At 63.0% G+C, this 1,377-nt stretch carries 1 pseudogene; it reads left to right on the top strand.

The features are described 5' to 3' along the window. The first annotated feature begins 88 nt into the window (after positions 1–88). Positions 89–1,351, top strand: a pseudogene (locus IT40_RS26400) (IS3 family transposase). Positions 1,352–1,377 lie beyond the last annotated feature (26 nt).

Below are 1,377 nucleotides of genomic sequence, written 5' to 3'. Positions count from 1 at the left end.
TGACCTGCCCCCCGGAAGTTCCCTCGCCGTGATGTAGCGTCTGCCCAATCTGAAGGAGCAGACGAGATGAGGAAGAGCCGTTTTACCGATGAAGAGGGGACCGTGGCCCCAGTGGGGCCGCGTAAGCCCCGATGAACAGATTATCGGGATGATCAAGGAACAGGCGGCTGGTTTGCCCACGTCCGAGCTTTGTCGGAAGCATGGGCTGAGCCCCGCGACATTCTACAAGCTGAAGGCGAAATATGGCGGCATGGACCTGTCCGACGCCAAGCGGCTGAAGCAGCTTGAGGACGAGAATGCGAAGCTCAAGCGCCTGCTGGCCGATGCCATGCTTGACAACGTGGTGCTGAAGGATCTGCTGGGAAAGCCTTGACGACGCTGGTGCAACGGCGGGACGCGGTGCTGCGGGCGCTGAGGGATCATCCGATCTCTCAACGTCGCGCCTGCGTTCTGATCGGTGTCGATCCGAAGACGGTGCGGCGCAAGCGGCCGCCCGACAACCCGGAGATCTGTGAGGAGATGCACAAGATCGCCGAGCAGCGCCGCCGCTTCGGCTATCGGCGCGTGGGCATCATGCTGGAGCGCAAGGGCATGGTCATGAACGAGATCGGAGCCCGTAAAGCAAACGATCCGGGGGATCGTTTGTAGGGCGAAGGGCTCTACCGGATTTACCGGGAGGAAGGTCTGTCGGTGCGGCGCAGGCGCGGTCGCAAGCGGGCGCGTGGCAGTCGGACCCCCATGCCAGTGCCGTTGCTGCCGAACCAGCGGTGGTCGCTGGACTTCCTGGCCGACACGTTCGGGGCCTGCCGCAGGTTCCGCATTCTGGCCGTGAACGACGATTGCTGCCGCGAAAACCTCGCCTTGATCGCCGACACCAGCATCTCGGGGGCCAGGGTGGCGCGGGAACTGGATGCGCTGGTCAGGACCTACGGCAAGCCGGCCTGTGTCGTCAGTGATCGACGAGGATCAGAAAACGATCCGGGGGATCGTTTTCCCGAGGAGGGGCACCGAGTTCACCAGCAAGGCGATCCTGAAGTGGGCCAACGAGGCCGGCGTCGAATGGCATTATATCGATCCGGGCAAGCCCCGGCAAAATGGCTACATCGAGTCATTCAATGGCAGCCTGCGCGACGAATGCCTCAACGAGGAGATCTTCGAAAGCCTGGCCGATGCCCGCCGAAAGCTGGCCCTCTGGCGCTACGACTACAACCACGTCAGGCCGCATTCCTCGCTCGGCAACCAGACCCCGGCAGAAGCGCGCAGGGCGCTTGAGCAAACTGGGGGCTCCGCGCCCGACCCGCTTGCCCAACCCGAAACCGACCAATATCAACCCAAAGGACTCTCGTTATGAACGAGGGACGACCGGGGGGCAGGTCA

The organism is Paracoccus versutus (assembly GCF_000763885.1).
In the GTDB taxonomy this organism is placed as follows: Bacteria; Pseudomonadota; Alphaproteobacteria; order Rhodobacterales; family Rhodobacteraceae; genus Paracoccus; species Paracoccus versutus.
Note: the sequence above shows the minus strand (reverse complement) of the source record. Positions and strands in the feature narration are given on the sequence as shown.